Raw genomic sequence first — 25379 nt, 5'->3', positions numbered from 1 at the left:
CACGGGAAATGTAGCGCACCTTAGCGGCCAAAGCCGACCCACAAGCATATCGAACGGCCAGGTTCCGTTTCAGTCTCCCCTCTGCCCCGAGACTCTCCGCCTTTGCCTTGTCACGGTCGTCGCCAGACCTCCGTGGACAACAGTCTGGTGTGCTTGATCGGAAGCAACCCGTCATCGCACCCTCGGAGCCGCTCGTACACCTCGCGCATCGACTCCTTGTTCGGGAGATACTGACCGCCCGCGGCCTTCTCCAGGATGGTCGGAGTGTTCACGAACGCGATCGATCCATACGGCAGGCCAGCGCCACGAAGCCGGGCCGGGCGCCGATTCTCGTTGGTCGCGAGCTCGGCGCCGCCGCGACCGTCGATGATCACCGTTACTCGTTGGCCGGCTTCGGCGAGGACAACGGCATGGGCGACCACCATCGTTTCACCCAGATCCTGGGCGGTTGCAAGACGCTGCCCCCAGGGCTGTTGACTGATGCGTTCGAGCGCCGCGAGTAGCTCCGGAGCCGGGTCGTCGGGCAGAACCTTGAGCCACTTAGCTGGAATCTTCTTCCAGACCTTTTCTACGGCCGTGAATCTCGGATCGCGACCGGACTTTGCGAACACTTCGTTCCGAACGGTTTCCGGAGTGCTGATCGGGCCGGTGACCGAACTGAGCAGGCGTTCTTTGTTGATCGACAGGAAATTCAAGGCCGGACCGGCATCGATGATCGGCCGAGGCGTCATCCGTCCCATCCCTCGTCGTTGGCATCGTCGTCCCAGTCGCTGAAGTCGACTGCCACCGCAGGAAGGTCATCCGGTGACGCCCATTCGGGCTCGCGACCGCGTGGGGTGAGCCCCTCGGCAGTCAGGCCACGAACCACCTCGTCGACAGCCACACCCCTCAGCGTGGCCAGGGTCTGCGCCGACACGACGTTCTCGAGGTAACCATCGATCGCACGCGTCAACAGCTTCTGGGGTGCACGGCGGGTATCGGATTGGGTCTGCAACAAACCGTAGTGATCGGCCCATCCGAACCGAGCCGCCAGCTGTGGGGTGGTCATCGATTTCCATGCGGCCTTCGTCGCTTCGTCGATACACCCGGCCTCGTGCAGTGCGATGGCGGCGATCGCCGGGGACACCCCGAACAACTGCACCACCCGCGAAAGCTCCCCCAGCGAAGCGGGTCGCATCCCCACGACCTCCTTGACGCCCTGCACGGGTACAAGGAGGTGTCGTGCGAAGGCATCGGCTCGGATTTCAAAGTTGGGTCGCCGGTCGGTGCCTGGCGATAGGTCGTCGGTCCAATCCTCGAAGAGGACGTGTGCGAGTTCATGGGCAAGTGTGCTGCGCTGCCGCATAGGGTGCCGTGTGCGGGCGACGGCGATGAACACCGCTCCCCGTTCCCGGTCGCGTACGGTCAGGCCGTGCTCATCCGGGCCCACATCGAGTACTGCGACATCGTTTCCGGTGGACTGTTCGATGAGTGCGACCAGATCACCCAACGGCTGAGTGCCCAGGTGGTGATCGCGGCGGAACGTGTGCGCGGCAGCACGCCCCTCCGCTTCAGCGGTCACGCACCGAGTCCGATGCCCTGGTCCTCGAGATAGGCGTCGAGCTCGAGGAAGTGCAGCAGCTGGCGACGCATCTGGTCCATACCAGCGCCGTTGGTGGACCGGGCCGCGTACTGGGCACGGTCGGCGACGGTGGAGGATCCGGTCAGCTGAGCGAGGGTGCAACCGGTGGCCACCGCGATCGCCACCAGCTCGTTCGCCTTCGCAGGCCGATTACCGGCGATGATGCGAGAGAAGGTGGGTTGCGAGATGCCGGCACGCTCAGCCAACTTGCGATGACTGCTGATGCCTGCGGCGACCCTTGCCTGCTCGATCCGATCGACGGTCGAGACTGCGTTCATTTCACTCACCCCCTGAATCACTTTCCCAACTTATGATTCAGCGTACGTCGTCGCTGTACACCACGGCAACCGGCCCGCACCGCTACCGAGCACATGCACTCTCAGAGTGAGGCACATACTTTCGGCCGCTGCGGTCGTATTCCCCTCATTCGTTGTCGGCGCCTGCCAGTACGGTGGATGACTGTGAACGGGGGGGGAATCATTGAGCGACCGACGGATCCCACATGACGAGCTACGGTCGCGTCTCAACACGCCGGGTGCGCAGTGGCACTCCACGCAGCGCTGCACTGGAGAGATGAGCACTCTGAAAGAGCAAGATGCAGAGGCTTGGTTCCTTCTCGAAGCGCTTCGCCAAGACGCCGTGGAATTCGGACTCGACCCACTCGACAACAGAGAGCATCCTGAGGGACTTCGTGACGGTTCGTATCGCTGCCCTGTCGGCAAGCACATCTACCGCGGAATGGCATTTCCCCAAGGCTCGCTGCCATGGTTGGGTGAACTCGACGTCGACGGCACCGTCCCAGTCGACCATCGAGACATCCACTGGCGCTACTACTTCATCGAACCCCGCAAGAACGCCGATACCGAAGACGACGTACTGCTCGGTTGTTCCGTCAAGGCGAAAGGAATCGGGGCCAACTACCACGCTGCCGATCAGACCCGCCACATGCGCGACGCGATCGAGGCAGGCAAGCGTTGGTGCAGACAGCAGATGCCGTCGTACACGTGGCGACCCGCGCTATGAGACAGTAGAGTCTGACTTATAAGTCAGACGTTTCGTTCATTCATGTCGCCAAGGAAGGGGATTCAGCGATGGACCAGCAAAAACGCGACCAACTGGGCATTGACCTCGCCCGGCAGCAGACAAAGTTGGTCCGCGAGTTGAAGACAATCCGCGTCTCGTCTGGCCTCACAGTGGCAGAGGTCGCATCATCGATGAGTGTCGACGAAGCCGTGGTGTACCGATTCGAGAAAGGCGGCACCAACCCGACGCTTGCCACAGTTCGACGCTACGCGCTGGCCGTGGGCGCGATGCTCGATCTCGGCGCCACCACCGCGTTCGAGCACACCAGCAAAGCAGTCCAGCGTGCGGCCGATTCGATCGAACACGACCCAGTCGAACTGGCAGGTCCCCGATAGTCGGATTCCTGGTTCATGCGCACCTCGTTCACCGACTTCACCCCATAGCTACGCAGTGTGCTTCTGGACGTATTCCTCGACTGCCTCACGCATGAGTTCGCTGGGCTTGCGGTCCTGGCGTTCGGCGAGTTCATCGAGCTTGTTGCTCAGTGGCCGAGGGAGCCGTACCTGGCGTTTCGGCGATGCGCCACTGATCCCCGCATCCCGCGCCAAGGACGGGCGCCCGACGCCAACCCGCTCGAGCAGAGCACGGCCTGCAGCCGCGGCATCGTCGCCACGTTCGGCGGCATCCGACTCCATTGGCAGTGTCATATCGCGCTCAGCCCACTGGGAGAGCTCGTCGTAATCGGTGTTCTTGTCGTTGCTACTCATCTGCGTATCGCCTCGTCCGCGCTGCTAACCCAGTCGACAGCCACTCAATATCGTACTCCACAATCCGTTATTTTGTAGTACACAATCACACCAGCCAGGTGTGGTTGACGCTCCTGTGTGGCCACCACCTTCGTGTCACCACGTCATGGCACGATGTAATGCGCGCGGAGCCGACAAGTTCGACATCCACCACCGGCCAGAACCCCCGCTCGAACGGAGTGCAGCACCCAATGTTCCCCGGCGCCACGTCCAGCAACGCACGCACGCTGCGCGAAACTTTCGACATCCCGCAGACTCACGGCACCAACGACTACGTGCTGCGCCTGTCCGACTCGGTCGCCGATGACCAGCTGGCTGCCACCGTCGACTCCTACGTCGTCACCCCCGCCATTGCCGAAGCGTTCGACCGGGCCCTGTCCGTGGTCGAGGAGTCGCTCGGCAGCGGCGAGAACAAGGCCGCCTACCTCAACGGCTCCTTCGGCTCCGGTAAGTCGCACTTCATGGCTGTGCTGTACGGCATCCTCGGGCACTCCCCCAAGGCGCTGTCGGTCCCGGAATTGCAGCCGATCGTCGCCAAGCACCCCAAGATTTCCGAGGCGAACCTGCTGCGGTTGACGTTCCACTTCCTCGACTCGGCCACCATCGAATCTGCCCTGTTCGAGCAATACCTGCGCCAGATCTCCCAGCTGCACCCGGGCGCGCTGCCGCCGGTGCTGCACTCCGCAGGTGGCCTGTTCACCGACGCCGACAACCGCCGCGCCGAGGTCGGGGACGAGAAGTTCTTCGCCGCCCTCAACGCCACCGGCGGCGCGGCCTCGTCCACCGGCACCGTCAACTGGGCCGCGCTCGGCGCCGCAACCGGCACTTGGAACGCCGACACCTACACAGCCGGTACCGCACCCGAAGCCGACCCCGCCGAACGGGCCAGGCTGCAGCAGGCGCTGATCGCCTCCTACTTCACCAGCTACTCCCGCAACACCGACTGGCTCTCCCTCGAAGAGGGACTCGCCGTCATCGCCGACCACGCCAAATCCCTCGGCTACGACGGCGTCGTCCTGATGCTCGACGAGCTCGTGCTGTGGCTGACATTCCTGATCACCGAACGCGAACGCTTCAACGCCGAGGTGCAGAAGATCACCAAGCTCGTCGAAACCAGCCGCGGTCGGCTCGCCGTCCCCATCGCCTCGTTCATCGCCCGCCAGCACGATCTGTCCCGCTGGGTGGCCGGTGGCCCCGAATCCGGCGCCACCCAACAGGCACTCGAGCAGGCGTTCGCACACCAGGCCGGCCGGTTCGGCACCGTCGTCCTCGGCGACGAAAACCTGCCGTTCATCGCGAAGAAGCGTCTTCTGCAACCGCTCGGCGCCGAAGCTCAGGCTGCCCTCGACGCCGCCTTCGACCGGCTCGACCGCAACCCGCAGGTGTGGGACGTGCTGCTCGACGGCATCAACACCGACGACCAGTACCGCGGCTCCGACGCCGACGCCTTCAAACTCACCTACCCGTTCTCCCCCGCCCTCATCGCCACACTGCGGGCGCTGTCCGGGCAGATGCAGCGCGAGCGCACCGCGCTGAAGGTGATGCAGCAGATGCTGCAGGACAGTGCCGACCGGCTCACCATCGACCACGTCATCCCCGTCGGCGAAGCCTTCGACTACGTCATCGACAGCGCCAACTCCACCCCCATCAACGACGCTGCCGCACAAACCTTCAAGACGGCGCGCACCCTGTGGACCGAAAAACTGCGGCCGCTACTGTTCCGCAATGCGGGCGTCGACGAATCCACACCGGACACCGAGGTGCCGGCCGGTCTGCGCGCCGACATCCGCATCGCCAAAACCCTCCTGATGTCCGCGGTCGCCCCGAACGTGCCCGCACTGGGGCAGATCGACGCCGGGCGCCTCGCATCACTCAACCACGGCAGCGTCGTCTCCCTCATCCCGGGCGACACCGTCGGACAGATCACCAACAAGGTCAAGCAATGGGCCGCGGAAATCCCCGAACTGTCCGTCACCTCGGATCAGAACCCGATCATCGCGGTCACCCTCGAATCCGTCGACTACGAGCGGATCATCACCCGCGCCCAAGGTGAGGACACTGACGGCCGCCGCCGCGAACTGATGCGCACCCTGCTCGGCGAGCATTTCCGCGTCGAAGGCGCCGAACGCACCCTCGACGACGCCCTGCTGCGCAACATCGTCTGGCGCGGCACCGCCCGGCCCGTCGAGGTGGTGTTCGGCAACGTCCGCGACCGCGGCTACCTCGCCGACGAACGGTTCCGCCCCGTCAACCCGGGCGCGCTACGACTGATCATCGACCTACCGTTCGACGACCCCGGCCACACCATCACCGAAGACCACGACCGTGTCTCCGAACTCCTGCGCACCGGACAGGACCGCTTCACCGTCGCCTGGCTACCGCGATTCTTCCCGGACAAGGTGGTGCGCCAGCTCGGCCGTCTCGTGGTGCTCAACTACGTTCTCGCGGGAGAGCGTTGGGCAACCTATTCCAACGAACTGTCCGAAGGTGACCGCATCTCCGCCCGCTCCATCCTCGAGCAGCAACAGACACAGGTGCGCGGGCAACTCGGCAACGCCATCCAGGTCGCCTACGGCACCGCCTCTGGGGCCAGCTTCCCCGAGGGACAGCCACCGCTGCGATCCCTGCACGCCGGGTTCGCCGCACAGCCTCCTATCGGAAACACCCTCGGCGAGGCCGCCGACCGACTCATCAGCGACGCGTTCGACGCCCTCTACCCCGACCATCCGGACTTCACTCCCGCCGAAACCCTCATCACCCGGCGCGACCTGAACACCGTCCTCACCCGGCTTCGGGAGGCGCAATCCCAGGTCGACGGGCGCATCCCCCTCGAGGGTGGGGCCCGCGGCGACCGTGACATCGCGCGCCGTGTCGTCGAACCGCTCGGGTTGGCGAAGGTCAACGAGACCCACTTGATCTTCGGCCCTGAGCAGTTCACCGCCTGGCAGACTCGCATCACCCAGGAACTCGCGCGGCTGTCCGCCGACGAACACGGTGACATCGACATCGAGGTGCTGCGAACCGCGATCACCGCGAGCGGACCCAAGCGCGGACTCACGAGCGACATGGTCGACCTGATCGCCGCAGCCTGGGCTGCTCAGACCAAACGCTCCTGGTTCCTGCACTCCTCACCCACCACCGAGGCGATGATCGGTGACATCCGCCCCCGCACCTCCTTCCGGCTCGAGCCGCTGCCCGAACGGCAAGCGTGGACGGATGCAGTCACCCGGTGGAAGGCATGGACCGGACAGACCGTCAACGAATACCTCACCGCCACCAACCTCGCCGCCTTCGCCGACCAGGTCCGCGACTACACCCGCTCCGGATTCACCGGGCGCGGCCAATTCGTGTCCTCACTCGCGCAGGTCTACCAATACTTCGGTCTCGACCCCGCGCAGGGCCGCCACGCACTCGCCGCGGACCTGCTTGACCTGTTCGACACGCGTCTTGCGCACGTGACCAACCTGGACCTCGTCTCCGTCATCGCCGAGACGTCGCTGCGCGGCAACGACATCGAGGCTGGAAAGTCGTTGGCCACCGCCGAATTCATCGAGAATGCGCTGATCCGATACCCGGTGAGCCGCTGGAACGTACTGCGCGACGCCGCAACCGGCACCGACGAGCGCGCCATCCAGGCCAAGGCGATCCTGACCGATCTCGCGAAAGCCGCACAGGCGCAGGAGTTCACCCAGTCGCTGTCGAAGGCACTCGCTGCGGCCGACCGCGCCCGCGACGCCTGGCTCGAGGCCGGGGTGACGAACTCTGTCAGCACCCCGCCTGCGCCAGTCACTCCGCCGAGTAACCCGAACACGGTGGAACTCGACCCGCCGGCGCCGACCCCCACAGACGCAACCCAGACCTCTCACTCCTTCACAGTCAACGGCGCGAACGCCACCTCAGCAGTAGAGGAACGACTCCGCGTGCTGCTCGCGCAGCACCCGAACGACCAGTTCACCGTCACCATCACCCGGGTGCCACGATGACCGCTGCATTCACGCTGCCGGAAGCAGACCTCGCCGGCATCCGCGCAGCCATCGACAATGCACGCCGAAGCCGGCACGAATCCGGGGTCATTGCACTCGCGGCGATCCCCTCCTGGGACGGGTCGGACGTGGTGGACCTGAACGGGCAGTCGGTGCGGGTGCGAACCGCATCCTCGATGCTCGCCATCCGCGACGCCCTCACCGAACGGTCACAATACGACTGGGTGGTGATCCTCACCGACCGGTCCGCCGCCGACCTCCCCGCCGGCGTGCGCGACCACCTCGTCGCCGGGACACTGTCCAATCTCGACCCCTGGCCGATGCTGCGGGAGCTGTTCAAGGCCACCCGGCAAGAATTCAATCTGCTCTCGCTCGACAACAACGCCGCCCGCTCCGCCCTTCGCGTGCTCGACGACACGGTGCCACCAGCGCCCGGCGGGGTACTCACCGGCGACCACCTGTTCGGGGCACTGGCCCACCGCAACTTCGGACTGGCGCCGAACGAGTTCACACCCCACCAGGTGGCATTGTGGTCCACCGACCCCGAGCGCACCGCCCGCTTTACCGCTTGGCAGTCGCGGGTAGACGAAACATTGCTCGACCAGTTCTACGTCTGGCTCGAACGCAAACTCGGTCCGCTCGGCCGGGCCATCACCCTGGTGTGGCGCAACAGCGGCCCAGCGCAACTGGTCCCCCTCGGACTCGTCGCCGCGTTGATCGACGACTCCGCCAAAACAGCCACCGTGTTCCCCGCGCCGACCGAAGCCACCGTGCGCGTTCGCACCCTGCTCGAAGAGGTGGAACTCGGAAAACACAGACTCACCGAGCAACAGCTTTCCGCGTGGGCCAACACCGCCATCCTGGCGGTCGCCGGCACCGACGTACCCGACGACACACTGCGCCGCGCCGAGGAACTCGTCACCCGGTTGCAGGCCACCACCCTGGTAGGACGCTCCGACGTGCTGCCGTCGGCACTGGCACCGCGGCTCACCCGCTTCGCCACCGCGCTGGCAGCCGCCGAAAACTCCGAGACCCTCACATCCGTCGAAAACACCTGGGCAGACGTCACCGCACACCGACTTGCCCGCGCCGACCTCCCCGATGCGCCGCGCGATGTTCGGGTCGGCGCCGCCGCCCTGCGCCTACTGCGCTGGACCAGACTCCCCGACACCTCCCCCACCACGCTCGCCGATTGGCTCGCGCACTATCGCGCCGAGCTGTCCTGGGTGGACGGCGCCGTCGACGAGGTATTCGTCGGCGCCGACGACGCCACCCTCGCCGCCGCCGCGCACCGCATAGTGGTTGCCGTCCGTGCCCGCCGCGCCAAACAGGACCAGGTGTTCGCCACCCTGCTGGCGTCCACCGGCACGCGCCGCCACACTGGCCCCGACGCCCCTACCTACATCGAGGACGTCCTCGACAAGGTCGTACTGCCACTTACCGTGCGCCCGCACGGCGCCATGCAGGAAGCGCTCCCCTCAGCGGTGCTTGTGATCGTCGCCGACGGGATGAGCGCCTCCGCCGCCAACGAAGTGGTCGCCGACGCATTGCGGCGCAACCGCCCCCAGTGGCAGGAGTACGTCCCCGAGAACACCGAGCCGGTCACCGTCGCCCTGGCGGCGCTACCGACCGTCACCGAGTTCTCCCGCTGCTCGCTACTGTCCGGCGTACTCGCCCGCGGCAGCCAACGCGAAGAACGCACCGGCTTCTTCTCCTGGTTGGCGGGGCACGGCCTGCCAACCAGCCAGGGGCAGGTCCTGTTCCACAAAGGCGAGATCGACTCCATCGCACGCGGAAACGCCCTCGGCGTCGACGTGCGCGCCGCCGTCGACGACACCACCCACCGGCCGGTGATCGCCTGCGTGCTCAACGACATCGACGACGCCCTCGACCGCTCCGACCCGATCGGGACGGTATGGACCACCGACCGGTTCAAACGCCTCGACGCCCTGCTGTCCGCAGCCGCCGCCGTCGGCCGCACCGTCGTCCTCGTCTCCGACCACGGGCACGTCGTCGAACGTCGCGAACAACCGAGCGCGCAACGCGGCCAACAAGTGTCAGCACGGTACCGGCTCGCTACCGGAGTGGACCCGGCGACACTGCCGGCCGACGAGGTGCTCGTGGACGGGCCCCGAGTCCTGACGGACGATCACCGCGCGGTCCTCGCCGTCGACGAACAGCTGCGGTACACCGGACTCAAAGCCGGCTACCACGGCGGCGGCGCGCTCGCCGAAGCAGCCATCCCAGTCTCCGTCCTCGTCAACGGCACCGCACCACGGCATCTCGGCCTGACGCAAGCGCCGCCGCCACAACCCGGATGGTGGGAACCCGCCCGTGTCGCGGTGCCCGTCGCGGCCGCGACGCCTGCGCCGAAGCCCGCCAAGAAGACCCCGGTCAAAGCTGCGGCACAGGAGGAATCACTGTTCGACCTCGGCGGCTCATCCGCCACCGAGGCTGCCGTGGCCGCACCTGCCGGTGGACGCGACCGAGTCGCCGAACTCCTCGCCACCGGCCTGTTCACCCAGCAGTACAAGATGTTCGGCCGGAAGATGAACCGTGGGGCCATCGCCCAACTACTCCGGGAGACGATCGACGGACACGGGGTGCTGCCGCTGGCGCGGGCCGCGCAAATCCTCGGTGTCAAAGCCTTCCGTGCAGGCCCCGCCGTGCAAGTCCTCGCACAGGTACTCAACACCGATGGTGTCGTCGTGTTGTCGGTACATGGGACGGACGTGGAGCTCGAATCCGCTGCGCTGTTCGAACAATTCGGGGTGGAACCATGAGCGGCCTATCCCCGGTGCGGCGCCGGGAGATCCTGCAATCCTTGCGCCAGGGCACCGTCCCGGACGGCAACCTCGACGTGCTCGCCGTCGGAATCGACCGTTTCGCCGCCACCGTGGACGCCGACCTCGACGCGGTCGCCGCCGGTGGCTCACTGTTCAAAGCGGTGCGCGGCGAATACGGATCCGGTAAAACCTTCTTCTCCCGATGGGTGGAGCAAAGGGCGATGCGCCGTGGCCTCGCCGTCGCCGAAGTGCAGATCAGCGAACTCGAAACCCCACTGCACAAACTCGAAACCGTGTACCGGCGCACCATCGAAGAACTACGCACCTCCGCCTTCGCGAAGAGCGCGTTTCGTCCGGTGATCGACGCCTGGCTGTACGGCATCGAGGAAGACGCCGCCACCGCAGCCGGTGTCGACGAGGCCACCGCCGCACAGGTGGAGGAACTGCTCGAACAGCGCCTCGCCTCGGTGGCGACCGCAACACCCGTGTATCCGATGGTGTTGCGCGCCTACCGCGCCGCCCTCGAACGCGAAGATGCCGCCACCGCCGACGCGCTCATCGCGTGGCTCGGCGGGCAGCCACACGTAGGCGCTGCCGCCAAACGAGTCGCCGGAATCAGGCAGGACGTCGACCATTTCCTCGCCATGGGCTTCCTTCAAGGGCTCCTCGCGGTCCTCAAAGGCGCCCGGCATCCGGGGCTGGTGCTGGTCATCGACGAGGTGGAGACGCTGCAGCGGATGCGCAGCGACAGCCGGGCCAAGGCTCTGAATGCATTGCGGCAGTGGATCGACGAACTCGACTCCGGCCGCTACCCGGGCCTGTATCTGATGATCACCGGTACCCCTGCCTTCTTCGACGGACGGTCCGGTGTACAAACACTCCCACCACTCGCACAACGCCTGCACACCGACTTCGGCACCGATGCCCGGTTCGACAACCCCCGAGCACCACAAGTGCGGCTCACCGGTTTCGATCTCGACCGGCTCGTCGAAGTCGGCATTCGTGTGCGCGACGTCTACGCCGACGGCTCGTCGGCCCCAGAACGCATCCGGTCGATGGTCGACGACGCCTACCTGAGGGACCTCGCGTCTGCGGTTGCCGGCGAACTCGGCGGCAAAGTTGGTGTGTCACCGCGACTGTTTCTGAAGAAGTTGGTCGCCGACATACTCGACCGCGTCGACCAGTTCCCCGACTTCGACCCGCGGCAGCATTATTCGTTGACGATCGCCGAGAACGAGAAAACGGAGATCGTGCGCGCCACCACCGCAGACGAGGTCGAGTTGTGACGGCGGGCTTCGACGAGCTCGACCCGATCATCCAGCACCACATCGTCAACTCGCTCGGCTGGCCTGGTCTGCGACCGCTGCAAGACGAGTCGGTCGCGCCGATCGCAACCGGATCCGACGCGATCCTGCTGGCGCCCACCGCCGGTGGTAAGACCGAGGCCGCGATGTTCCCGCTGCTGACCCGGATGCAGGCAGAGCGGTGGACCGGCATCTCGGTGCTCTATCTCTGCCCACTCAAGGCCTTGCTGAACAATCTGCAGCCGCGACTGGCCGACTACGCCTCCTGGGTAGGTCGGGGCGCCATGACCTGGCACGGTGACGTCGGCCAATCGGTCCGCGGCGGCATCAAACGCGACCGACCCGACATCCTGCTCACCACCCCCGAATCACTCGAGTCGATGCTCGTCTCCGAAAGTGTGGACGCTGCGGAAGTTCTCGGCGGTGTGCAGGCCGTGGTGGTCGACGAAGTGCACGCCTTCGCCGGAGACGACCGCGGCTGGCACCTGCTGGCCGTCCTCGCCCGACTCCAATCACTGCTCGGCAGAAGGGTGCAGCGGGTCGGGATGTCCGCCACCGTCGGCAACCCGGACGAACTGCTCGGCTGGCTGCAGGGCGGCAATACAACACCTGGTCGCGTCATAGCGCCCACGGTTGGCGGGCCTGCCGTGGTCCCGGAGATCACCGTCGATTCGGTGGGGAGCGCGGAGAACGCCGCCAAAGTCATCGCCGCGCTGCACACCGGAGAGAAGAGACTGGTGTTCGTCGACTCGCGGCGCCTCGCCGAGGAACTCGGCACCCTGCTGCGGCGCCACGGCATCACCACCTTCGTCTCGCACTCGTCACTGTCTGCCGCCGAGCGCCGCGAATCGGAGCAGGCATTCGCCGAAGCACGCGACTGCGTCATCGTCTCGACCTCCACGCTCGAGCTGGGCATCGATGTCGGCGACCTCGACCGCGTCATCCAGATAAATGCGCCCCGGACAGTCTCCTCGTTCCTACAGCGCTTGGGTCGGACCGGCCGTCGACCTGGCACCACCCGCAACTGCCTGTTTCTGGGGCTTACCGATGAAGCCGTGCTGAGCACCCTCGGCATGCTCCAGTGCTGGTCGTCCGGCTGGGTCGAGCCCGTGGTGCCCACGCCCGAACCCCGGCACATTGCGGCCCAGCAGATCCTCGCATCGGCGCTGCAGACCCGCCGTGTTCCGCTGACCGGATGGCAGGACACGTGGGGTCAGCTGCCGCTGTTGGGATCCGACGGCCAAGAAATCTTCGACTACCTCGTCGAAGAAGGCTTCCTCGAACACGACTCCGGCACTGCCTTCATCGGGCCGGAGGCTGAGAAGCACTTCGGTCGACGCCATTTCATGGAGCTGCTCGCCGTGTTCACCGCCGCACCCGAATTCAGGGTGTATGCCGGACGCCAGGAGATCGGGTCTGTAGAGACGGGCGTGCTCACCGACGAGGTCGAGGGCCCACGGGTGCTGCTGCTCGGCGGCCGGTCGTGGAAGGTCACCCACATCGACTGGAACCGGCGTCAGGTGTTCGTGGAGAGCACCGACATTCAGGGCCGCGCCAAGTGGATGTCGCTACCGGATGGTGCGTCGTTCGAGATCACCCGCGGAGTACGGGATGTTCTGCTCGGCGCTCAGCCAGCAGGAGTCACCCTGACCCGACGGGCCACCGCAACGCTCGAGGACGTACGCCTGCAGCGCGCAGAACATGTCACCGACGGAGCATTCGTCATCGCGCGAGATGTCCGCGACGAATGGCGCTGGTGGACCTGGGCGGGAGCCAAGTCCAACCGGACGCTGGCAGCATGGGCACACGAACTCGTGCCGGCCCGGCAGCGGATCGGCCCAGAATCGATTCGGCTGCATACCGATCTCACGGTCTCCGAGATTCGAGCCGGATTGGCGTCGTTGCGCTCACGTAATGCGGCCAGACCTTTGCCTGCCGTGGACCACGGTGCGCTGAAGGGTTTGAAATTCTCGGCAGCACTGCCGGAGGGGCTTGCGCGACGGACGCTGGCCGCGCGGTTGGTGAACTTCGCCAAGGCTGAGACGGTGCTCGGAGAAAAGTCGCAGATCCGGACGTAGGGCGCCGAGTTCGCCGATCAAACCTGCAACCGCGCCTGGACGACTACGGCTCGTGGGTCGGTCGCGGTGCGATGACCTGGCAAAGCTACCTCGCGCAGTCGGTGCACCGGCCTACGTGGTGTGACACCGACAAAGGGACCACCGACCTGTCATGTCGGGCCTTCGTGCAACCATGTCCGGGTTGCCACTGGAAGGAGCCACGATGTCTGCAACCGGCGACGTCCACCGGCTCCTTCGTGAACGTGCCGACAGCGCCGGATGGGCACTTCTGCGATCCGATAACGCTCCCGCCGTCCTGGCATTGCTGAACAGGCAATTCGACCACGGCACGCGACGCATGCCCGCACCCGAACTGTTCGCCCGGATCGACGCCGACCTGCAGGAATTACGAGACGGAGGCCTCGATTTCCCCCGCACCGGTCAGGGGTACTGCGCAGACTGGGTGCGCGCAGGATTCCTGCTGCGGCGCACCAGCGACTCCGCACGCGAAGAGACACTCGAGCCCACCGAGGGCGCGTTCGCGGCGATGGCGTTCGTCGCCGGCCTCACCTCGCAGGTCAGTGCCGTCACGGAGTCTCGGCTGACGACTTTGTCCACCCAATTGCATGCGCTGGCTCGTGACTCCGATCCGCGTAGCGAAACGCGACTCGCGGCGCTACGCGCCGAACGTGACGAACTCGACCGACAGATCGCCGCCGTCGAGTCCGGCGACTTTCCCGTTCTCGACGGCACCCGCGCGGTCGAACGATCCGCAGAGATCCTGGCCCTCGCCTCCGAGGTTCCCGGCGATTTCGCACGCGTCCGGTCCGGTTTCGAGGAACTCAACCGCGACCTGCGGGCACGCATCCTCGATGACGACACCGACCGCGGCGACACCCTCGGCGACGTGTTCCGCGGTGTCGACCTCATCGGCCAATCGGAATACGGGCGCAGCTTCACCGCCTTCTACGACACGATCCTCGACCCGGCTCGCTCTTCTCAGATCGACGACTGGATCGAGGCCATCCTGGACCGACCCTTCGCGCAACAGCTGGATCTCGAGCAGCGCCGCCGCTTCCGCACCTTACTAACCGAGATGGAAACTGCTGCATCCGAAGTGCATTCGACTATGACGTCCCTGTCTCGCTCACTGCGGCATTTCGTTCAGTCCCGCACCTACGAGGAGCACCGCCGGCTGCAGAAGCTCCTGCGGTCGGCGCAGCAGAAGGCCGTGGGCGTGACGCGGACACTTCGACCGTTCGACCTTGTCGACCTCGAACTGGTCCGCATCGGCATGAGCATGGAATCGGTCGCAGCGCTCAAGCTGCACAACCCGAGCGACGACCTCGTCACGGAACCTATCCACACCCAGGATCCCGGCATCGTCGACCTGGAGGAATTGCGCAGACTGGTCCGAGAATCCGAGATCGACTTCGGCGAACTCGCCGACAACGTCGCCTCCACATTGCGCAGCCGCGGGCGGGCGACGGTGGCAGACGTACTGCGCGAGCACCCCGCCACGCAGGGGCTCGCCAGTGCTGTCGGACTCATGGTGCTCGCGACGCGGCACGGTCACACCACCGACGGCACCGAACGCGTCGAGTGGACCTCCGTCGCGGGTGTGGCCCGCGAGGCGATGATCCGCCGCTACCTTTTCGATCCGGCGGCGGACGAATTCGCCAGCCGCCCCGCCACATCGACGCCCCAGGAGGAGGTACCCGAATGACCAGTCCCGACATCGACGAGGGCGCCGACGATGCCTCTCATGCCCGCTACCCCGGCGACCACGGCGAACTGGACGTGTCGACGCGTCGCGCACTCGTGCAGCTCCTCAAAGGGCCTCTAATCACCGCCGCCAAGCATCCGGAGGTGTGGCGGACGGTGATCCGCGAGGAGAAGCTGCTCCGTTCACGCGTCGCCGACGTGTTCCTCGATCTGGTCGTAGACGACGAGAACGAGATCGCGTTCACTCGGCCCGCCGACACCGGCGAAGTCGACGCCCCGACCGTGCTGCGCACCGAACGTCTGACTTTCATGGACACCGTCATGCTCCTCGCGTTGCGACATCTGCTGCTCCGTGCCCAACCGGGCGAGCGAGTAATCGTCGACCGCGACGAGATTGCCCAACAGTTGGAGATGTACCGGGGGGAAGGCGACACCGATCCCGCCGGATACGCCAAACGCATCAACGCATCCTGGACGAAACTCGGCAAGTACTCGCTGTTGTCGAAGACATCCACCGAGGACCGTATGGAGATCTCACCGGTACTTCGCCAACTGTTCGACGCCGACCAGGTCGCCGCCGTCGAAGCCGAATTCCGGCGTATCTCGGAAGAGAAGACGCAATGACCAGCGCACCCGTCGTCATTCATCCCGGGCAGCGTCGACTCGCCCGCCTACAAGTCGTCAACTGGGGAACTCTCCACGGCCATCACGATATTCCGGTCGCACGCAAGGGATTCCTCGTCACCGGCAACTCGGGATCCGGCAAGTCGACGCTCATCGACGCGATCTCCGCGGTTCTCATGCCGGGTGACCGCGTCCAGTTCAACGCCGCCGCTCAGGAAACCGGAAAGTCCGGGCGCAACCTCGTCAGCTACATGCGCGGCGCATGGCGCCGAGAAGCGGGCGTCGACACCGACGGCCTCGTCACCGCCTACCTCCGCCCGGGCGCGACGTGGAGCGGCATCGCCATCACCTACCGCACGGGATCCGACGGCCCACCGCTGACTCTCCTCAAGCTCATGCATCTCGGGCGCGGCCGCAACGCCGTCTCCGACGTCAACCACCTGCACCTGATCCTCGACGAGGAGCTCCACCTCACCGAACTCGAACCGTTCGTCGCCCGCGGTATCGACACCCGGGCAATCCGCCGCCGCTGGCCCGACGCGACCGTCAACCCGTCCTACGCGCCGTTCGCACGGAGTTTCCGTTCCCGCCTGGGCATCTCCACCGAGAGCGCGCAACGACTCCTGCACCGCACACTGTCCGCGAAATCTCTCAGCAGCCTCGACCAGCTGTTTCGCGACTACATGCTCGACACCCCCGATACGTTCACCATGGTCGAGCGAGCCGTCGCCCAGTTCCACGACCTCCGTGAGGCCCACCGGGTGGTCGTCGACGCCCGCTTGCAGGTCGCGGCGCTCGCACCGCTCGAAGAACTCGCAGCCACCCGCAAGTCCGCACTGACGGTGCAGGTCGACACTGGCGAGGAACTCGAACACCTCGACGCGGTCCGATCCCAGAAATCACTACAACTCCTCCTCGACGAGCGCGAGGAGATGATGGCGCGCACCCCGCTGCTCGAGGCCGGAGCGAGAGAAGCAGCGGATGCCGCGCAGTGCGCCCGCGACAACACTGTCGACCTGCGCGTCCAACTGGAAGGCGTGGACGGCGGACGTCTCCCAGTCCTGCACGCCCAACGTGACGCGGAAATGCGCGCTGTCGAGCAGGTTCGGGCGCGCCGCGATCGCGTCGAGAAAGCCGTAGCCACGTGGGGCGGCGAGGTCCCGACCACCGCCGAGGAGTTCATCGTCCTTCGCACGCACCTCGAAGACCAGATCACGCAGGCCGCGGCTGGTCACGAGGATCGCTTGGGCGAGCGGTACGGACTGTCGGACCAGCGCAGTGTCGCCATCCGCGAACGGGACTCGCTTGTCGCCGATCGGGAGGTGGTGGCCAGGCGCCGCTCCAACATGGACCCGGCCCTGCTCCGCACACGCGAAAACATCTGCTCCGCAACAGGACTCACCGAGGACCAACTCCCCTTCGCCGGCGAACTCATCGCCATCGGCAACGACCACGCCGAATGGGCGGGGCCGATCGAACGCGTCCTCGGCGGCTTCGCCCGCACCCTCCTCGTCCCCGATGCCCTCTACCGTGCGGTCTTGGCAGCCGTCGACGACACCTATCTCGGTACACGTCTCGTCTACCGCCGGGTGCGTCCGCTGTCTTCATCGACGACCACCGCCAAGACAGGTCCGCAGTCTCTGGTGCGCCGACTCGACGTGGCCGACAACGCGTTCACCCCGTGGATTCACCACCACCTCGCCGAACACTACGACTACCCCTGCGTTGCCACCGTCATCGAACTCGCCGATCACCCACGCGCGGTAACCCGCGCCGGGCAAGTCAAACACTCCGCCGAACGCCACGAGAAGGACGACCGGCGCCGCATCGACGACCGCAGCCGCTGGGTGCTCGGCTTCGACAACGACGCCAAACTCGATGACATCCGGCGCCGCATCGACGAACTCGAGACGACGATCACGACCCTGTCCGCTCGCCTCGACGAACTCGACACACGCGACCGCACCATAGCCCGCCAGAATCAAGCCGCGCAGACGCTCCTCGACGCGCAGTGGCGGGACATCGACCTCGCGTCGGCCGAATCCGTGCTCACTGCAACCGAAGAGCGGCTGGCGCGGTGGCAGCAGGACAATCCTCAACACGCCGCCCTCGTCGTCGAACTGGAACGCGCCCACACCACCGAGGCGAACGCCAATGCGGCGTACTCGGCCGCGGACTCCGCCCTCACCGGACACCGCAAGACCCTCGACGAACTGGACGAGAAGATCGCCGAAACCCGGGATGTATCCGCGACCTCGGTCCCCGAACCGATCGCGGAACGTCTCGGCAAGCGCTTCGCCCAGGTTTCTCGCAGATTGACCTCGGCCAACATCGACAGCGCCGTCCTCACCATCAACCAGAAGATCAGCGACGAGAACCGCCGCGCTCAGCAGACCGTTTCCACGTCGAGTTCCGAAATCGTGCGGATACTCACGAAATACCTGGACCGGTGGAACTCCCGGGCCGGTGAACTGCGACCCGATGCCGAGTACGTGGACGATGCACTGGCCGTGCTCGCGCGCCTGCGCTCCGACGGCTTGCCGCAGTACGAGGACCGGTTCTTCGAACTCCTCAACGATCAGTCCGCCCGCAACATCGGTGAGCTCGCTCGGGCGATCCGCAAAGCTCCCGGCGAGATCCGTTCCCGCATCGACCCCGTCAACGCGTCGCTGACACATTCCGCGTTCGACGTCGACCGGTGGCTGCGCATCGACGTCCGCGAACGACGCTCCCCCGCCGCGACCGAGTTCCTCGACGACCTCGGTAAGATCAATTCCGGGTCGTGGGGCAAAGAGGAGCGCCACACGGCGGAAGAACGGTTCGAACGAATGTCTGCGGTCCTCGACCGTCTCGCCTCCGGCGAACCCGCCGATCACCGCTGGCAGCGGCAAGTCCTCGACACCCGTCTGCACGTGAGCTTCATCGGCGTCGAGGTCGACGGCGGCAGTGAGGTGCGGAACTACCACGACTCGAGCTCCGGACTCTCCGGCGGTCAGGCACAAAAGCTCGTGTTCTTCTGTCTCGCTGCGGCGTTGCGCTACCAGCTCGCACCTGACGGGGAAGGCACACCCAAGTACGGGACGGTGATCCTCGACGAGGCGTTCGATCGAGCCGACTCTGCATACACCCGACGAGCGCTGGACGTGTTCGCCCAGTTCGGGTTCCACATGGTCCTCGCGACACCGCTCAAGCTATTGCAGACCCTCGAGGAGTACATCGGAGGAGCGGCAGCGGTCAGCATCCGGGACAACAGGTACTCCCAGATCGCGCTCATCGAATGGGAGGTCGATCCATCATGACCGGCCGTGACTTCCTCCTGCCTGCAGAGGCGGCGACCAAGGCGGCCACCACCTTCACTGCACGACGCCGACGATGGCTCGCCGACCCGGACGCCGCCGAGTCCGATACTCTCGCCATCGGATTGCGGGCGCCCTCAGAGGCACAGGTCGCACACGATCCCGACGCGGCACGCGATTGGGTGCGGGCCTGGGAGTCCTACGATGGGCCGGGCGATGTCGACTGGGTGAGAAGACGCTGGCCCAGCTTCGGAACTCACGACATCCCTACTCGCGTCGTCTATCCCGGTGCGACGGCCATCGCGGCAGCAGCACGGAAGACATCGCAGTGGCGACGTCTCATCGACCGGCGCGCAGCCCTGATCGCATTGGTTCCTGAGCCGGCAGAACCACTGTCGTCCGCAGTCGCAACGACCGCAACAGCATGGGATGCGCTCGACGACAACGACTTCGGCCGGATGATCACGGCATTGCGGTGGCTTCTCGCCAATCCCGCGTCGGGCTTGCTCATTCGGCAGCTTCCTGTTCCGGGTGTCGACACGAAGTGGGTGACGCGGCATCGGGGGCTCGTCGAATCACTCCTCGCTGCTATGCGCGGCGACGGCGCGCTGGGGGTGCGGACGCTACCTCGGCTGGTCGACGTCGCAATACTCGATCGCGCACTCCTGCCCGGTGCACCGCGAGTGTTCGCGGCCTCCACCGAGGAGCTTGCGGCGTTACCCGTGTATCCGAGTACGGTGCTGATTCTCGAGAACAAGGAAGGTGTGCATGCGCTGCCCGACCTTCCCGGCGCGGTTGCGGTCCATGGCAGCGGATACGTGGTGCACGAACTGGCGACGCTGCCATGGCTCGCACGCGCCGACATCGTGTACTGGGGCGATCTGGATACGCACGGGTTCGCGATTCTCGATCGACTCAGACAGCACCTGCCTGCGGTGCGGAGCATGTTGATGGACTGCGACACCTTCAGCCGATGGCGGTACCTGTCGGTACCTGAGCCTTCAGCTGCTGCGGGCGCACTCGCGCATCTCACGCCCGACGAGGCCTCGGCCCTCGAGATCGTGCGGACCGAAAACCTACGCCTCGAGCAGGAGCGGATTCCGTGGAACCACGTCCTCGAACAGATTTCCGCGGCGCTCACCCACCGCTGACGCTCGCACACTAGTCGGCTGACCCAGCGACACGTTCTGCGCGCCCGCCTGCATTCAGGCGAACGAGCATCCCGCCGCAGGCTGATCCCCCAGCTGATGGACGAGATGATTGGCCACCGTGTCGGAGAGGTATCCGTCGATGATCTGCGGCCCGAAGTGATTCGGCAGTGTCGATCCGGGCGCGATCGGGGGCATCTGATTGGTGAGGAACCGCACCGATGCGCCTTGGCCGCACCAATCTTCGGCGAGTTGCCGCGCCTGCCCGTAGGGGACGGTGTCGTCGTGGAAGGCACTGGTGATGGTAATCGGGGCCGTTGGGGTGAGGCGCCCGATGCGCTGATCGTCCAGTGCGGCCCTCGCCTTCGGCATTTCTGCGAGCCATTCGTTCAGGCTGCGTCCGTCGACGGTCAGGGTGCTGGTGCGCAGGAGCGGCCGCGTCAAGATGACATCGCCGATGCATGCCGTTTTCAGGTCTTGCAGAACGACTTTCCCCTTTTCGCTGGCCACCCGATCGATCAGGGGTTCGAGTTCGGGGTAGCGGGCAACGAGCCCGTTGAGTGCGAAACCGATGACGCCACCGATGAGGGTCCCGTCGACCTGTGCGAGCACGGCATTGAGGTCTGCGGTCGGCGCTCCCGCCCACACTCCCTGCAGGTTGAGTTCGGGTGCGTAGCTGGGCTGCAGTTCTGCCGCGGCGGCGGTGGCGCCACCACCTTGCGAGTACCCCCAGAACAGGAGGGGTGTGTCGGTTCCGGTGCCGGACAACGTGTTCGCGACGCGTGCGGCGTCGAGAACGGAGTGGGCGGCCTCGCGCCGGTTGACGTAAGTGTGGATACCGGGGGTGCCGAGGCCGATGTAGTCGGTGACGAACACACGTGCTCCGCGGGCAGTCCACAACGCGGTGGAGACGGACTCCTGGTTGACCGACATCGACGGTGTCGGGGCAACCTGCGCGTACAACCCGTTTGCGAACGCCACCGACGGCGCGCACTGATCGCCCTGCCCGACCGTTCCCGGCGCGACGATCACCGTCGGGCGCTCACCCGGCCCCGTCCACGGCGCCGACGTTTCGACGTACGTCCCGGACACGGCAACGGGGGCACCGTCCTGGGTGCGGGAGGTGTACATGACTCGTTGAGCCTGCACCGGCCATGTTCCGTCCCCGGCCGGGGGCAGCGCCAGAACATCCACCGGCTCGGACTTGATCACCGCCCCTCGAGTCTCGTCGAATTGCGCGGGCGGAAGGTAGAAGTCGTCGACCGGTGCCGCAGCGGCAGGCACTGCGGCCAGCCCGGTGACGGTTGCCGCGCCGGCGCAGGCAACGGTGACGATGGCGGTGGCGCGCCTGAGCCGTGCGGTGACGCTGCGGCGCCATGCCGTCCCGGCTTTTCCGAGTGTCCGACGGGAGTGTGGGGTGACGGACACTCGGTGCTCCTTCTTCGGGGTTCGATCGGCACGGTTCGCCGACCAAAAAACTAGACGCATCCGACCGATAGTGTCAAAACTCACGTTCCGGCAGGAATTGTCGACCACGCCTCAACCTGCATCCCAAACTGGTACCGGGGATACCGGTCCGCCGTGCCAATGGACTCGACACACCATCCTGTAGTCAGTTGCGGCAACATCGTGACCACCTCAGACGGTGCGATGCTGGGATGACGGTTACCCATGGCCTGTGGGACGACCCCGGCAGACACATAGCCGCCAGTCTGATTCGCCAATGCCGACAGCAGTGACGACAGCAGGTTCACCTTCACGAGCTGTCCTTCACCGGTCCGATCGCGGTGACGCAGCGTATCGGTAGGCGGCACACCGTAGTCGTGAAAGGAAGTGGCCGTGCGCGGCCTCGTCGGTTTGTCGATGTTTGACCTACCTGAGCAAGCCGCTGACCTCATACTCGGCGGCGATTAGGGAGTTCTGCACCTGGGCACTCATTCGGCATGACAACTCATGAACCGGACGAGATCCGCGCCGACGATCTGCGGCGACTCCTCGACTCCGACCTCGAAGATGCAACCCTGATCCTGATCGACGGCCATCCCGAAGTGGCCTCAGCCGGTGACCAATCACGCACCGGCCTCGAGGTCATCTCCCGGCGGCAGTTCGTAGAAGGGGCCGGCACGGATTCGTTCAGCGACGACGAATTGCAGCAGCACGCTACGCAACTCACGGCCACAGTGGGCAGCCTCGGCGGCTGACACAACTACCGGCGCCGCGGTGGTGCGCGGCTCACTACCCAGGACGCCCGCCGGGTCCGGGCTCCTTACGGATCACCGAACCACAGTTGCAGAGAGGAAATCCAGGTGACAGTAGACCAGCAACCCACACTGATCGACCTCGACGACGCCGACCTGTTGCTCGAGAATCCCACCGACGACATCCGGGGGCGGAATGTGTTCGACCGCCATGGTGACGAGATCGGCCACATCGACGGACTCGTGGTCGACGAAGACGAGAAGAAGGTGCGATTCGTAAGAATCGGCTCGGGCGGCTTCCTCGGATTCGGTGAAACCAAGAGACTGATTCCGGTCGACGCGATCACCCGAATCGCCGACAACGAGGTGCACATCGATCGCACCAAGGAGCATGTCGCCGACAGTTCACCGTATGACCCGAACGTTCTGAAAACCGCCGACTTCTACAAGCACCTGTACCGCCACTACGGTTACGGGACGTTCTGGTCGCCCGGCTACGTCTACCCGTACCCGCCCATGCTTTAGTCGGCGAGCTTCCACTCTTCGGCGGGGTTTGTCCGATTACCGTCGGCGTCGTACTCGAAGAACCCTTTGCCGTCGCCGAGACCGGCCTTCCCGGCATCGACTGCCTTCTCGAGCATGTCTCCGAACTTTTGCAGGCCCTCATCCTCCTTGTTGTTGCGAATGATGTTGAGTGCGCCGTTGAAGCCCACGGTGTCGTAGAGCTCGAATGGTCCCACGGGTGACCCGGTCGCGATTCTCCACACCTTGTCGATATCGCCGGGGTTGGCGACGCCGCCGACGTACACGTACGCAGCGGCGTTGAGGAAGGGAATCAACAAGCTGTTGAGCACGTAGCCCGGAACCTCTTTACGCACCGGAATCGGCTCGAGACCGATCTCCGTGGCGAACTCGATCACGGTATCGAAGTACTTTCGATCAGTCTTGGTCGCCATCATCACTTCACCGGTGTTGTGCGACCACACGAGGTTGACGAAGTGCAATGCCAAGAACTTCTCCGGCCGCCCTGTGGCATCGGCGAAATCACTGGGACGCAGGGACGACGTGTTCGTCGTGAAGATCGTCTTCTTCGGGGCGGACTTCGCCGATCTGCGCCCACACCTCCTCCTTGAGGTCGAGGTTTTCGGGAACGGCCTCGATAACGATGTCGGCGTCGGTAACCGCCTCGTCGATGTCGATGGTTGTCTTGATGGACGCAATTGCCCGGTTGAACCGATCCTCGTCGAAGTCTGACAAATCGCGCTAGTAGTAGCCGCGCATCCACTCCCAGCGGTCCGGGAGTCTGTCGAGCAGTTCCTTGGAAATGTCGTAGGCCGAGACCGTTTTACCGTGATACGCGGCCTGCATGATGATCTGCGAACCGAGCACGCCGGTCCCGAAAACTGCGACGTTCTGAATGTCTGTCATTCTTCGCGCCTACCTTCCCTGCGCGTAGAACTTGGCTTCGTCGCCGGTGACGGTGCCGAAGGAGACGAGTGAGCGGTCGGCGAAGACGTCGGTGACGTATCCCATCGCCACCGCCCATCGGTTCACCCCGCGCGGCAGGGAGAACAGGTGGTATCCGCGGGTGACGGCCTTCGCCGGCAACCCGGACAGATGCACCCCCACCGGGTTCGCGACCGCGAACCCCGGTCCGAGATCGACAACGAGACCCAGGTTGGAATGCTTGTACGGTTTCGCGGTTCCGGTGCCGACACTGGCAAGCACGTTGCGGGCGAGGGCTTTTCCTTGTCGAATCGCATGCTGCGCGGTCGGCGGGGTCACCGAGCCGGGTTCGGTCAGATCGGGAACCGCGGCGGCGTCACCGGCGGCGAAGACATCAGGGTGCCCATCGACCGCAAGATCGGTGCCCACCTTCAGACGCCCCTTCTCGGTGGGCAATCCCAACGTGGCGATCAAGGGGTTTGCCGTGACCCCGGCGGCCCACACCACAGTCCGCGTCGGCACCCTCGTCCCGTCGGTGAGCACGACATGATCGGCCGATACCGACTCGAGGCTCGTCTCCAGCCGCACGTCGATCCCTCGCTCCCGGAGCACGTCGAGCACTTTGTGGCTGAGCTTGTCGCCCACTTCCGGCATCACTTGCTTCGCAACATCGAGGAGTACGAAACGCACCGACGAGGGATCGAAGTGGCGCTTCTCGGCGACCTCGTCGGCCAGCGCACGCATCTGGGAGACCAGTTCGGTTCCTGCATAGGACGCCCCGACGATCACGACCGTACGGTGCTGCTCGGCCAGAGCGGAGTCTTCCGTCTGGGAGGCGAGCTCGAGTTCGCGGAGGAGCTGATCTCGCAGGTACAAGGCTTCGGTCGTGGACTTGAGACCGAGAGCGTGTTCCCGCAGCCCGGGGATATCGAACAGCCGGGTGACCGAACCAGGTGTGAGCACCAGCCGGTCCCACGGCACGACCGCCGTCTCGCCACCTCGGCCGACGTACTGGACCTGCTTGCCGTCGAGATCTACCGATTCCACCCGCCCGGCGATCACATCCACTCCCGGCAAGGTCTGGTTCAGCGGCACCGCCACGAACCGCGGATCCAACAGCCCACCGGCCACTTCGGGTAGCAACGGTGTGTACAGCATGAAGTCGTCGGCAGACACCAGCGTGACCGCCACATTCGTGTTCGACTTCTTGGCCTTGCGGGTGATCTGCTCAGCCGCCTCGAATCCAGCGAAACCAGCGCCGACGATCACGACACGCACTGCATTGCTCAAAGAATCTGTGGTCATTGCTCTCCTCTTGCCGCTCTCCCTACCGGTGAGCATTCGACTCGAGTCACGTCCCCA

General features: G+C 65.4%; 19 protein-coding genes and 2 pseudogenes. 12 read left to right on the top strand and 9 right to left on the bottom strand.

Annotated elements, in window-relative coordinates:
• Positions 1-110: 110 nt before the first annotated feature.
• The 3 genes from ACFWO3_RS14760 to ACFWO3_RS14750 are packed head-to-tail and all read right to left on the bottom strand — an operon-like array spanning position 111 to position 1899.
• The gene (locus ACFWO3_RS14760) at positions 111-731 is read right to left on the bottom strand and encodes a PIN domain-containing protein (RefSeq protein WP_378578751.1); all 621 of its coding nucleotides are present in this window, start codon (positions 729-731) and stop codon (positions 111-113) included.
• Complete coding sequence (locus ACFWO3_RS14755; protein ID WP_378578749.1) at positions 728-1561, bottom strand: ImmA/IrrE family metallo-endopeptidase; 834 nt, start codon at positions 1559-1561, stop codon at positions 728-730. The genes ACFWO3_RS14760 and ACFWO3_RS14755 overlap by 4 nt, the downstream gene beginning before the upstream one ends.
• The gene (locus ACFWO3_RS14750; RefSeq protein ID WP_378578747.1) at positions 1558-1899 is read right to left on the bottom strand and encodes a helix-turn-helix domain-containing protein; all 342 of its coding nucleotides are present in this window, start codon (positions 1897-1899) and stop codon (positions 1558-1560) included. The genes ACFWO3_RS14755 and ACFWO3_RS14750 overlap by 4 nt, the downstream gene beginning before the upstream one ends.
• A gap of 295 nt (positions 1900-2194) precedes the next feature.
• Here ACFWO3_RS14750 and ACFWO3_RS14745 point away from each other — a divergent pair, with 295 nt between their 5' ends.
• Both ACFWO3_RS14745 and ACFWO3_RS14740 read left to right on the top strand, forming a co-directional pair.
• Positions 2195-2644, top strand: coding sequence for a hypothetical protein (locus ACFWO3_RS14745; protein ID WP_378578745.1), 450 nt, complete (start codon positions 2195-2197; stop codon positions 2642-2644).
• A 68-nt stretch (positions 2645-2712) separates the two neighbouring features.
• Positions 2713-3039, top strand: a complete 327-nt coding sequence (locus tag ACFWO3_RS14740; protein ID WP_378578743.1) for a helix-turn-helix domain-containing protein — start codon at positions 2713-2715, stop codon at positions 3037-3039.
• 48 nt (positions 3040-3087) lie between these two features.
• Here ACFWO3_RS14740 and ACFWO3_RS14735 read toward each other — a convergent pair whose 3' ends face one another.
• On the bottom strand, positions 3088-3411 hold the full coding sequence (locus ACFWO3_RS14735; RefSeq protein ID WP_378578741.1) for a ribbon-helix-helix protein, CopG family: 324 nt from the start codon (positions 3409-3411) through the stop codon (positions 3088-3090).
• A gap of 230 nt (positions 3412-3641) precedes the next feature.
• On the opposite strand from ACFWO3_RS14735, the gene ACFWO3_RS14730 reads away from it, so the two are divergent.
• The 8 genes from ACFWO3_RS14730 to ACFWO3_RS14695 all read left to right on the top strand — a co-directional run bounded on the left by ACFWO3_RS14730 (position 3642) and on the right by ACFWO3_RS14695 (position 20376).
• Positions 3642-7433 (top strand): DUF6079 family protein, encoded by a 3792-nt coding sequence (locus ACFWO3_RS14730; protein ID WP_378578739.1) that lies wholly within the window; start codon positions 3642-3644, stop codon positions 7431-7433.
• Entirely contained in the window at positions 7430-10216 is a 2787-nt protein-coding gene (pglZ, locus tag ACFWO3_RS14725; protein ID WP_378578737.1) for a BREX-2 system phosphatase PglZ, read from the top strand. Before ACFWO3_RS14730 ends, pglZ begins: the two co-directional genes overlap by 4 nt.
• Positions 10213-11505, top strand: coding sequence for a BREX system ATP-binding protein BrxD (brxD, locus tag ACFWO3_RS14720; protein ID WP_378578735.1), 1293 nt, complete (start codon positions 10213-10215; stop codon positions 11503-11505). The genes pglZ and brxD overlap by 4 nt, the downstream gene beginning before the upstream one ends.
• A complete protein-coding gene (locus ACFWO3_RS14715; protein WP_378578731.1) occupies positions 11502-13601 on the top strand; it encodes a DEAD/DEAH box helicase in 2100 nt (699 codons plus the stop codon). The genes brxD and ACFWO3_RS14715 overlap by 4 nt, the downstream gene beginning before the upstream one ends.
• 202 nt (positions 13602-13803) lie before the next feature.
• Positions 13804-15306, top strand: coding sequence for a DUF3375 domain-containing protein (locus ACFWO3_RS14710; protein ID WP_378578729.1), 1503 nt, complete (start codon positions 13804-13806; stop codon positions 15304-15306).
• Positions 15303-15929, top strand: coding sequence for a DUF4194 domain-containing protein (locus ACFWO3_RS14705; protein ID WP_378578727.1), 627 nt, complete (start codon positions 15303-15305; stop codon positions 15927-15929). The genes ACFWO3_RS14710 and ACFWO3_RS14705 overlap by 4 nt, the downstream gene beginning before the upstream one ends.
• Positions 15926-19228 (top strand): ATP-binding protein, encoded by a 3303-nt coding sequence (locus ACFWO3_RS14700; protein ID WP_378578724.1) that lies wholly within the window; start codon positions 15926-15928, stop codon positions 19226-19228. Before ACFWO3_RS14705 ends, ACFWO3_RS14700 begins: the two co-directional genes overlap by 4 nt.
• Positions 19225-20376, top strand: coding sequence for a Wadjet anti-phage system protein JetD domain-containing protein (locus tag ACFWO3_RS14695; protein ID WP_378578722.1), 1152 nt, complete (start codon positions 19225-19227; stop codon positions 20374-20376). The genes ACFWO3_RS14700 and ACFWO3_RS14695 overlap by 4 nt, the downstream gene beginning before the upstream one ends.
• Positions 20377-20430: 54 nt before the next feature.
• On the opposite strand, the gene ACFWO3_RS14690 is transcribed toward ACFWO3_RS14695, so the two are convergent.
• Complete coding sequence (locus tag ACFWO3_RS14690) at positions 20431-21708, bottom strand: lipase family protein (protein WP_378578830.1); 1278 nt, start codon at positions 21706-21708, stop codon at positions 20431-20433.
• 299 nt (positions 21709-22007) lie between these two features.
• Positions 22008-22169, bottom strand: a pseudogene (locus tag ACFWO3_RS14685) (CoA transferase); the annotation flags it as partial.
• Positions 22170-22316: 147 nt separating this feature from the next.
• Between ACFWO3_RS14685 and ACFWO3_RS14680 the strand changes: the two are divergent.
• Positions 22317-22574 (top strand): hypothetical protein, encoded by a 258-nt coding sequence (locus tag ACFWO3_RS14680; RefSeq protein WP_378578720.1) that lies wholly within the window; start codon positions 22317-22319, stop codon positions 22572-22574.
• A 105-nt stretch (positions 22575-22679) separates the two neighbouring features.
• Positions 22680-23096, top strand: a complete 417-nt coding sequence (locus tag ACFWO3_RS14675) for a PRC-barrel domain-containing protein (RefSeq protein ID WP_378578718.1) — start codon at positions 22680-22682, stop codon at positions 23094-23096.
• Here the strand turns inward: ACFWO3_RS14675 and ACFWO3_RS14670 are convergent.
• From ACFWO3_RS14670 to ACFWO3_RS14660, 3 genes and pseudogenes are all read right to left on the bottom strand, one after another.
• Complete coding sequence (locus ACFWO3_RS14670) at positions 23093-23629, bottom strand: 3-hydroxyacyl-CoA dehydrogenase family protein (protein ID WP_378578828.1); 537 nt, start codon at positions 23627-23629, stop codon at positions 23093-23095. The genes ACFWO3_RS14675 and ACFWO3_RS14670 overlap by 4 nt on opposite strands.
• Positions 23616-23939, bottom strand: a pseudogene (locus ACFWO3_RS14665) (3-hydroxyacyl-CoA dehydrogenase NAD-binding domain-containing protein). The gene ACFWO3_RS14670 and the pseudogene ACFWO3_RS14665 overlap by 14 nt, the downstream one beginning before the upstream one ends.
• A gap of 69 nt (positions 23940-24008) precedes the next feature.
• The gene (locus ACFWO3_RS14660; RefSeq protein ID WP_378578716.1) at positions 24009-25322 is read right to left on the bottom strand and encodes an NAD(P)/FAD-dependent oxidoreductase; all 1314 of its coding nucleotides are present in this window, start codon (positions 25320-25322) and stop codon (positions 24009-24011) included.
• Positions 25323-25379 lie beyond the last annotated feature (57 nt).

Origin of the sequence: Rhodococcus sp. NPDC058521, assembly GCF_042719695.1 — a bacterium.
GTDB lineage: Bacteria > Actinomycetota > Actinomycetes > Mycobacteriales > Mycobacteriaceae > Rhodococcus_F.
This window is presented reverse-complemented; position numbering and strand designations above follow the sequence as displayed.

Coding starts and splice junctions, on each gene's coding strand:
- ACFWO3_RS14760 (WP_378578751.1), bottom strand. CDS start 731: ATGACGCCTCGGCCGATCATCGATGCCGGTCCGGCCTTGAATTTCCTG.
- ACFWO3_RS14750 (WP_378578747.1), bottom strand. CDS start 1,899: ATGAACGCAGTCTCGACCGTCGATCGGATCGAGCAGGCAAGGGTCGCC.
- ACFWO3_RS14745 (WP_378578745.1), top strand. CDS start 2,195: ATGAGCACTCTGAAAGAGCAAGATGCAGAGGCTTGGTTCCTTCTCGAA.
- ACFWO3_RS14740 (WP_378578743.1), top strand. CDS start 2,713: ATGGACCAGCAAAAACGCGACCAACTGGGCATTGACCTCGCCCGGCAG.
- ACFWO3_RS14735 (WP_378578741.1), bottom strand. CDS start 3,411: ATGAGTAGCAACGACAAGAACACCGATTACGACGAGCTCTCCCAGTGG.
- ACFWO3_RS14730 (WP_378578739.1), top strand. CDS start 3,642: ATGTTCCCCGGCGCCACGTCCAGCAACGCACGCACGCTGCGCGAAACT.
- pglZ (WP_378578737.1), top strand. CDS start 7,430: ATGACCGCTGCATTCACGCTGCCGGAAGCAGACCTCGCCGGCATCCGC.
- brxD (WP_378578735.1), top strand. CDS start 10,213: ATGAGCGGCCTATCCCCGGTGCGGCGCCGGGAGATCCTGCAATCCTTG.
- ACFWO3_RS14710 (WP_378578729.1), top strand. CDS start 13,804: ATGTCTGCAACCGGCGACGTCCACCGGCTCCTTCGTGAACGTGCCGAC.
- ACFWO3_RS14705 (WP_378578727.1), top strand. CDS start 15,303: ATGACCAGTCCCGACATCGACGAGGGCGCCGACGATGCCTCTCATGCC.
- ACFWO3_RS14700 (WP_378578724.1), top strand. CDS start 15,926: ATGACCAGCGCACCCGTCGTCATTCATCCCGGGCAGCGTCGACTCGCC.
- ACFWO3_RS14695 (WP_378578722.1), top strand. CDS start 19,225: ATGACCGGCCGTGACTTCCTCCTGCCTGCAGAGGCGGCGACCAAGGCG.
- ACFWO3_RS14680 (WP_378578720.1), top strand. CDS start 22,317: ATGACAACTCATGAACCGGACGAGATCCGCGCCGACGATCTGCGGCGA.
- ACFWO3_RS14660 (WP_378578716.1), bottom strand. CDS start 25,322: ATGACCACAGATTCTTTGAGCAATGCAGTGCGTGTCGTGATCGTCGGC.